At 40.4% G+C, this 8,793-nt stretch carries 7 protein-coding genes; 6 read left to right on the top strand and 1 reads right to left on the bottom strand.

Annotated features, from left to right (window positions below; translation table 11 throughout):
* From P375_RS10670 to P375_RS10645, 6 genes are all read left to right on the top strand, one after another.
* Positions 1–1,910 (top strand): DNA translocase FtsK (locus tag P375_RS10670; protein WP_039136888.1); only part of this gene is annotated, 1,910 nt, incomplete at its 5' end.
* Between the two features lie 10 nt (positions 1,911–1,920).
* A complete protein-coding gene (lolA, locus tag P375_RS10665; RefSeq protein WP_039136886.1) occupies positions 1,921–2,535 on the top strand; it encodes an outer membrane lipoprotein chaperone LolA in 615 nt (204 codons plus the stop codon).
* A gap of 19 nt (positions 2,536–2,554) precedes the next feature.
* Entirely contained in the window at positions 2,555–3,892 is a 1,338-nt protein-coding gene (locus P375_RS10660) for a replication-associated recombination protein A (RefSeq protein WP_039136884.1), read from the top strand.
* A gap of 457 nt (positions 3,893–4,349) precedes the next feature.
* Positions 4,350–5,360 (top strand): Fe(3+) ABC transporter substrate-binding protein, encoded by a 1,011-nt coding sequence (locus P375_RS10655; protein ID WP_021462428.1) that lies wholly within the window; start codon positions 4,350–4,352, stop codon positions 5,358–5,360.
* Positions 5,361–5,433: 73 nt separating this feature from the next.
* Complete coding sequence (locus tag P375_RS10650) at positions 5,434–7,080, top strand: ABC transporter permease (RefSeq protein WP_039095586.1); 1,647 nt, start codon at positions 5,434–5,436, stop codon at positions 7,078–7,080.
* 2 nt (positions 7,081–7,082) lie between these two features.
* Entirely contained in the window at positions 7,083–8,105 is a 1,023-nt protein-coding gene (locus P375_RS10645) for an ABC transporter ATP-binding protein (RefSeq protein ID WP_039085977.1), read from the top strand.
* A 253-nt stretch (positions 8,106–8,358) separates the two neighbouring features.
* Here the strand turns inward: P375_RS10645 and P375_RS10640 are convergent.
* A partial coding sequence (locus P375_RS10640; RefSeq protein WP_039136881.1) for a transposase occupies positions 8,359–8,793 on the bottom strand: 435 nt, incomplete at its 5' end.

Below are 8,793 nucleotides of genomic sequence, written 5' to 3'. Positions count from 1 at the left end.
CACAAGCACAAGCACAAGAAGATAGCATTGCCAATTTTGATTTTCCAATGATGGATATTGAAGAACAGCCGGAATTGCCGAAAGTTTCCATTTCAATGCCATCACCGACATCTGTTGTTACAGCGAATGACACTAGGTTAACAGAGGCGAAAACCGCTGTTTCTGTGCCAAAACAGGAAACTTCATTGCCTCCTAATAATACGATGAATGTTGATTCGATCGCGCCTGCTCAAGACGAAGACGATTATGAGGACGATGATGAAGAACTTACACATTTACGTGAACAATTTTTAGCGCAACAACAAATGAAAGAGCAACAATATGCCCATTCTAAAGCAGAAGCTAAGCCCTCAACGACAACACCGAATTATAAGCCTTATAACGGCACATTAATTCATCCGTTGCTTCAACCAGATCCGATTTCAACCGTTAAACCGACAACGCCGTTGCCAAGCTTGGATTTATTAAGTCCGGGACAACCTTTAAAAACAGAAGTAACTCAAGCAGAGATTCAAGAAACTTCAAGACGCATTGAGCAGCAACTACGTAATTTCGGCGTGAAAGCCGCTGTGCGTAACGTCACTATCGGCCCGGTCGTTACTCGTTATGAAATTGAATTACAACCGGGAACTAAAGCATCGAAAGTTACCAGCATAGATACCGACTTGGCACGTGCATTAATGTTCCGCTCGATTCGTATTGCGGAAGTGATCCCCGGCAAACCTTATATCGGCATTGAAACGCCAAATATGCGCCGTCAAAATGTACTGCTGCGCGATGTGTTAAGCAGTGCCGAATTCCAACAAGCAAAATCGCCTCTATCAATGGTGCTTGGTAAAGATATCAGTGGCAAAGCGGTCGTAGTAGATTTGGCGAAAATGCCACATTTATTGGTAGCAGGAGCAACCGGTTCAGGCAAATCCGTTGGTGTCAATGCAATGATTTTAAGTTTGTTATTCAAGGTTCAACCGGAAGAAGTGAAATTCATTATGATCGATCCAAAACAGGTTGAACTCTCTATGTACAACGATATTCCACATTTGCTTACCAATGTGGTGACTGATATGAACAAAGCGGCAAATGCATTACGTTGGTGTGTTGATGAAATGGAACGCCGCTACCAATTACTTACTGCACTGCACGTCCGCAATATTGAAGGATTTAATCATAAAATTGATCAAGCGGCTGAAATGCAATTACCGATTCCAAATCCGATTTGGCGACCGGGCGATACTATGGATGCAATGCCGCCGGCGCTGGAAAAACTACCTTATATTGTGGTGATTGTCGATGAATTTGCCGATTTAATGATGATTGTCGGAAAACAGGTAGAAGAATTAATCGCGCGCTTGGCACAAAAGGCGCGTGCTATCGGTATTCACTTAATTTTAGCAACACAACGTCCTTCAGTGGACGTCATCACCGGCTTGATTAAAGCCAATATTCCAAGTCGTATCGCATTTACCGTTGCCAGTAAAATTGACTCACGCACTATTTTGGATCAATCCGGTGCAGAAGCGTTATTAGGAAAAGGTGATATGCTCTATTCCGGTCAAGGCGATTTAATTCGTGTTCACGGTGCTTATATGACCGATGATGAAGTCGCTCGTGTTGCCAATGATTGGCGCGCTCGTGGCAAACCTAATTATTTGGATGAAATTGTCGAAAACAGTGAAGAGGAACAAAATAATAGCGGTGAAGGCAACAACAGCGAACTTGATGAAAAATTTGATGAAGCAGTCGAGGTGGTGTTAAGCACAGGCAACACTTCCGCTTCATTTCTACAGCGTCGTCTGGGTTTAGGTTTCCCTCGTGCCGCGCGTATCCTCGATCAAATGGAACAACAGGGCATTTTATCTTCGCCGGTTAATGGTAAACGTGAAATCCTGGCACCAAAAAATAATTATTAAGGAGACATCAATGAAAAAATTACTGACATTTTGTGCTTTATTCAGCTTAATTTGCAGCACTACCGCTTTTGCTGATGCAAAATCTGAATTACAACAGCGTTTATCACAAATCAATTCACTGAGCAGTCAGTTCCAGCAACGTGTTTCCGATGCGGAAGGCAAAGTGGTTCAACAAGGTGAAGGCACTTTACAAATTAAGCATCCGAATTTATTTAAAATGGAGATTAGCTCGCCACAAGAGAGTGAAATGGTTTCAGACGGCAAAACCTTATGGTATTACGATCCTTTTGTTGAGCAAGCAACAGCCAACTGGGTAAGTGAAGCGGTAAATAATACGCCGTTCGTGTTATTAACCAGTGATGATCAACACCATTGGGCAAGTTATCAAGTCACACAAAAACAGGATGTGTTTACACTTGTGCCGGTTGATAAAAAGAGCAATATCAAACAATTTACTATTCGGATTAATGCCAACGGATTATTAAATAGCTTTAGCACTATCGAAAAAGACGGTCAGGCAAATTTATATATTTTACGCAATATTAATACTTCGGTTTTGCCCGACTCAACCTTTAAGTTTACTTTGCCAAAAGGTGCGGAATTGGATGATCAACGCAAAAAATAGTGATTGTTATAGGTGCTAAATGGAAACGCTTGATTTAAATTTTTCCGGTGATGATTTTCGCCCTTTAGCTGCAAGGATGCGTCCAACCTCATTGGATAATTATTTTGGTCAAAGTCATCTGGTCGGTAAAGGAAAGCCGCTACGCAAAGCAATTGAAAGCGGCAATATTCACTCTATGATTTTTTGGGGGCCACCCGGTACCGGTAAAACGACATTAGCAGAAATTATTGCCCATCGCTTAAATGCAAAAGTGGAATATCTTTCTGCCGTTACCAGTGGTGTGAAAGAGATCCGCGAAGCGATAGAACGGGCTAAACAGAACCAATTTGCCGGTCAACAAACTTTGTTATTTGTGGATGAAGTGCATCGCTTTAATAAATCACAGCAGGATGCCTTTTTGCCCTATATTGAAGACGGCACTATTATCTTTATCGGCGCAACAACGGAGAACCCCTCTTTTGAATTAAATAGCGCATTACTCTCACGTGCCAGAGTTTATCTTTTAAAATCGCTTAATATCGATGAGATTGTTGAAGTGTTGCAGCGTGCTTTACAGGATAAACAATTCGGCTATGGCAACCAGATCATTAATCTTGAAGATGGCTTATTAGCCATGCTGGCAGAATACGTCAATGGCGATGCCCGTTTGGCATTAAACTGCTTAGAATTAATGGTTGATATGGCAGAGGAAACGCCAAAAGGGAAACTACTGACGAAGCAATTATTAGTTGATACTTTGGGGGAAAGACAGGCGCATTTCGATAAACAGGGCGACCGTTATTATGACTTAATTTCAGCATTGCATAAATCTGTACGCGGTTCTGCGCCTGATGCTGCACTTTATTGGTATGCGCGAATTATTACTGCCGGCGGTGATCCGCTCTATGTTGCTCGCCGTTTATTAGCCATTGCTTCAGAAGATATCGGCAATGCCGATCCAAGAGCAATGGAAGTTGCGTTGAATGCGTGGGACTGTTTCACGCGTGTGGGCGCAGCAGAAGGTGAACGTGCGATTGCTCAAGCCATTGTTTATTTAGCGGTAGCACCGAAAAGTAATGCCGTTTATCTTGCCTTCAAACAGGCAAAACAGCTCGCAACACAATATCCCGATTTTGATGTACCATTGCATTTGCGTAATGCGCCGACAACACTGATGAAAAATATGGGTATCGGTAAAAATTATCGCTATGCACACGATGAGCCAAATGCTTATGCCGCCGGTGAAAACTATTTTCCGGAGCCTCTAAAAGGAACACGTTTATATTTTCCAAATGAGCGTGGAATGGAGATCAAAATCAAACAAAAATTAGATTGGCTAGCCCAGTTAGATGAAGAGGCAAAGCATAAAAAATCATAGTATAAAGTATAGGGCTGTATTAAATTAGCCCTAGGTTCTCACCAAAATAGCAATATTGAAACACCCCTCTTTCTCTAATATTTCACGTTTGAAAAACTGATACAACAAAAGATTTCACACCCAATTAACCAACTTGTTTGAATAATTACAGCTTTATCAAATAGCTACTATAGAAATAATAGTGAATTAATTTGTTAATTTTTATATTTATGAGAATAATTTTCATTTACTTATTTGTGATTTTAGGTACAATCAATCTTGCTTTTCAAATCACGCTGAAAAATATTTTAGTCAAATCTGAAGCGGGATAGCGGTATGAATAGCACTACGAATAAAGATGGTCGTTTAATTAATAATATGCACTACTTTTGCCTATCGTATTATGAATACTATTTATAGCCTATGTGTTGTAAAAATTAAACGGCTGGAAAATGTAAACTAACTATGGAGTATCCAAATGAAAAAAATATTATCCGCTATTGCTTGTCTCACGACCTTTGCCACTTCTGCCTTCGCTGCAAATGAAGTAAATGTATATTCTTACCGACAACCTTATCTAATTGAACCGATTTTAAAAAAATTTGAACAAGAAAGTGGCATAAAAGTAAACTTTATTTATGCCGATAAAGGGCTTGTTGAGCGTGTAAAAAGAGAGGGCGAACTTAGCCCTGCTGATGTATTATTAACCGTAGATATTAGCCGTGTGATGGAAATTGTTAATGCAGGGCTAGCTCAGCCTATTCAATCCAAGGTGTTAGATAGCAACATTCCCGCACAATTCCGCGATAGCCAAGGCAAATGGTTTGCATTAACCAGCCGTGCGCGCGTGGTGTATTCTTCAAAAGATCGTGTTGGCAAACTTCCTGCAAGTTTCACTTACTACGATTTAGCTAAACCTGAGTTGAAAGGCAAAGTGTGTGTGCGTTCAGGAAAGCATTCTTATAACGTGTCGTTAGTGGCTTCAATGATCGCACACGATGGCGTAGAAAAAGCCAAAGCCTTTTTAACAGGATTAAAAGCGAACCTCGCCCAAAAACCACAAGGTGGCGACCGCGATCAAGTGAAAGCGATTAAAGAGGGCGTTTGTGATTATTCTTTAGGCAATAGCTATTATTACGGCAAAATGCTTGAAGATGAAAAACAAAAAAGCTGGGCGGAAGCGGCTTATATCAACTATCCAGACCAACAAACTGTCGGCACACATATGAATATTAGTGGCGTGGTGATCGCGAAATATGCTCCGAATAAAGACAATGCGGTAAAATTAGTGGAGTTTTTGAGTGGCGATAAAGCACAGCATCTTTATGCGGAGCTAAACCACGAATACCCTGTAAAACCTTCTGTCGAGAAATCAAAACTCGTACAATCGTGGGGTGAGTTTAAGCAAGATAATTTACCGCTCGAAAAAATCGCGGAAAATTATGAAAATGCCCTCAAACTCATTGATGAAGTGAAATTTGATCTCTAATTTTCTAATAATACAAATTTATGATAGCCTATTGCTGATCCTTTAAATAGGCTATCTTTTTATCACCTAGACAATGTTAGATAATAAAAAAACGTATTCTAAACTGACTGCCCTTTTATTCGCCTGTAGCTTGGCAAGTTTCTTTCTTTTGCCAATCTTCGCCTTATTGGCTTCCGCCTTGAGCGGTTCGTTGCAAAGTATGCAACATTTATGGGAAACGGTGTTCACCGATTATCTCATTAACTCATTGTTTTTAGTGCTTGGCACAACCTTGCTCAGTGCGTGTTTTGCCTTACCTTGTGCTTTTTTGGTTTCCCGTTACCATTTTTCAGGTAGAACCCTTTTACAATGGTTACTCTGTTTACCGCTGGCTATTCCAGCCTATTTATCCGCTTATCTTTACACTGATTTTCTTGATTATCCCGGTATCGTGCAACAAACCTTACGAAATGTGTTTGATTGGCAGAGCAAACAAGATTACTGGTTTCCCAACATTCGTAGCCTTGGCGGCGCGTGCTTTATCCTTGCCTTGTCGCTCTACCCTTACATTTTTTTGCTCACCCGAATGGCATTAATGGAACAAGGAGAACACTTACAACAAAGTGCAAAATTACTGGGAGCCAATCAATGGCGTATCCTCTATAAAATTACACTACCGTTAATCCGCCCAGCTATCGCCGTAGGCTGTGCCTTAGTGGCAATGGAAACCCTAGGGGATTTTGGTACAGTCGCTTTTTTCGCCATTCCCTCGCTGACTACCGCAATCTATGATACTTGGCTCGGCTTTGGTGATTTGCACGCAGCGGCACAAATTTCACTCTTTATGCTCGGCTTATTACTACTTTTTATAAGCCTTGAACGCTACGCTCGTCGCCAACAACGTTATTATCAACGTAGTGGTCAAGGCACGGCAAGTACAAACCCCTTAACATTTTCAGCTAAACTATTACTTATTTTTTGTCTTGTTTTAATTACTTTTGCATTTTTTATTCCCCTATTTCAACTAATTTATTGGTCAATACTGTATTTTGATCAAACGTGGAATGAATATTTCTGGCAATACAGCAAAAATAGTCTGCTCGTTTCAGGATTAGCAATGGTATTTTGTGTGCTTATCGCTCTACTACAACACTTCCTTGCACGCTTTTATCCAAATAAACTCACCACACAAAGTCTGAAACTTTCTGCACTCGGTTATGCCATTCCGGGAACAGTTTTAGCCATCGGTTTACTCATTCCATTCACCTTTGCCGATCACCAAGTAAACAGCCTCGTAAAATGGTTCGGGCTTTCCCCTGTCGGCTTGTTTTTTTCAGGATCGATTTTTGCTTTAGTCGCTGCCTACCTCATTCGCTTTTCCGCAATGGCATTAGGAAGCCTCGAAACTAGCCTCAATCAAATCCCACCCTCATTAGATATGGCGGGCAAAATACTCGGGCATAAACCCTTAGCCATTTGGCAAAAAATTCATTTCCCATTAATGAGAAAAGGTATTTTCACCGCCTTATTATTAGTATTTATTGAAAGTATGAAAGAGCTTAATGCCTCGCTTTTATTACGGCCTTTCAATTTTGATACGCTAGCAACGTACGTTTTTACCTTTACTTCTGACGAACAACTAGAACGTGCAGCACTGCCCGCGTTGGTACTGATCTTAGTTGGCATCGTCCCCGTATTAATTTTGACCCGATCCTTACTGAAATCAACGAGAAGCCTGTGATGATGAATACCCTAACGATTACTAATTTGACTTGCTCTTATCAGCAACAAAACATATTACAAAATCTAAATTTAAGTATTGAAAATGACGATATTGTCTGCCTACTTGGGGCGAGCGGTTGTGGGAAGACAACTTTGCTCAAAGGGATTGCAGGACTAATCCCCCTTCATTCGGGAAAAATTTATTTACAAGGGAAAGAGATTGGTCATCTTGAAGCCAATCAACGTGAAATTGGACTGATTTTTCAGGACTATGCTCTTTTTCCACATTTAACCGTTAGCGAAAACATTCTCTTTGGTTTGCACCAAAAGCCATCACCAGAGCAACAAAAAATACTGCAAAAAATGACCTCACTTGTACATCTGCAAGGGTTAGAAAAACGTTATCCACACGAGCTTTCTGGCGGACAACAGCAACGTGTTGCTATTGCTAGAGCCTTAGCTTGCTGCCCCAAATTACTATTACTTGATGAACCTTTCTCAAACATTGATAGCCAAGTGCGTCACCAAATGATTGAGGAAATTCGTATCATTTTGAAACAACAGCATATTCCCGCGATTTTTGTTACTCACAGTAAAGAAGAAGCGTTTTTATTTGCTGATAAATTAGCCATTATGGATAAAGGCGTCATCTGCCAAATAGGTACACCAAGCCAACTATATCAACAACCTAATAGCCCTTTTATAGCAAACTTTCTTGGTGAAACTAACTATCTACCGTGCCAATATAAAGAAGAAGGTGGTTATCAATCGCTCTTTGGCTATCATCCTTACCCTAAAATATCATCAGATAGCAAAAGTTATTTATTGGTTAGGCCTGAACAAATCAAAATAAAAATTGATGGTCCAGGTATTGGGGGAAAAGTTATTCAACAAAGATTTCTTGGATCTCATTACAGATATTTAGTCCAATTAGAAGATTTTCAGATAAATATAACAAGTCAAAAAATGCTGTCCTTAGGAGCAAAAGTAAAACTATCACTTAGTCCTACTTTTGAACCTATTATCTTCCCATACTATTTATGATAATTCGTCAAGTTCTTAAGTGATTCATTTAAATTACTGTATAACAAGAGCGTATTTTCTCTAATGTCTTAATATCATCTTCAAAGTCACATTTTGTGGAGAACATTTTATGAGATACAGTAAAAGCTTTAGTTTTATTCAAAAAAAACGCACATAAAGTGCGTTCAGACTGCTGACAAACCCATCTTTCCAAAATCATTTGATAAAAATGGGTTTGTTTTTTTACTTTGTCGCTTTTCTCTTGCTTTTCCTTTCAGATAATGGTGCCAGCGGTCATTTTCGCTGATTGTTTTACCCCTGCCTCAAACAAGTAAAATTGGCGCCATAAATAAGACAAAATAGCCCATACCACCAGGGCAATTTTCTTGATATTTTGTGCCATTGCCGCAAGGAAGCATTGCATTTGCACTTTGGATAATCCTCTATAACGAGCATAGCGATGTCCGTGATGTTGTTTGGCATCCGCAAAGCTGCGCTCTACGGTTTCCGCTCGGCGTTGGTAAAGTTTTCTGCCCTGCCTCGATACTCTCACTGCATTGGCGTTATCCACAGCATCTTGGTAGATATGCCTGGTGATGAGGCGTTCGGCTTTTTGGTTTTGGGTACACTGTGAACGTAGTGGGCAAGTTTGGCAATAGGTCGGGTTAGATTTGTAAGTGTGATAACCTTCTCGGGTGGTGGTGCTGTA

The sequence above is a fragment of the Gallibacterium genomosp. 2 genome (genome assembly GCF_000771895.1).
Taxonomy (GTDB): Bacteria; Pseudomonadota; Gammaproteobacteria; order Enterobacterales; family Pasteurellaceae; genus Gallibacterium.
The sequence above is the reverse complement of the archived record's forward strand: the minus strand, read 5'-3'. Positions and strand labels throughout refer to the sequence as shown.

What these genes read in the sequence shown, in the direction of transcription:
- lolA (WP_039136886.1), top strand. Translation starts at nt 1,921, where the DNA reads ATGAAAAAATTACTGACATTTTGTGCTTTATTCAGCTTAATTTGCAGC.
- P375_RS10660 (WP_039136884.1), top strand. Translation starts at nt 2,555, where the DNA reads ATGGAAACGCTTGATTTAAATTTTTCCGGTGATGATTTTCGCCCTTTA.
- P375_RS10655 (WP_021462428.1), top strand. Translation starts at nt 4,350, where the DNA reads ATGAAAAAAATATTATCCGCTATTGCTTGTCTCACGACCTTTGCCACT.
- P375_RS10650 (WP_039095586.1), top strand. Translation starts at nt 5,434, where the DNA reads ATGTTAGATAATAAAAAAACGTATTCTAAACTGACTGCCCTTTTATTC.
- P375_RS10645 (WP_039085977.1), top strand. Translation starts at nt 7,083, where the DNA reads ATGAATACCCTAACGATTACTAATTTGACTTGCTCTTATCAGCAACAA.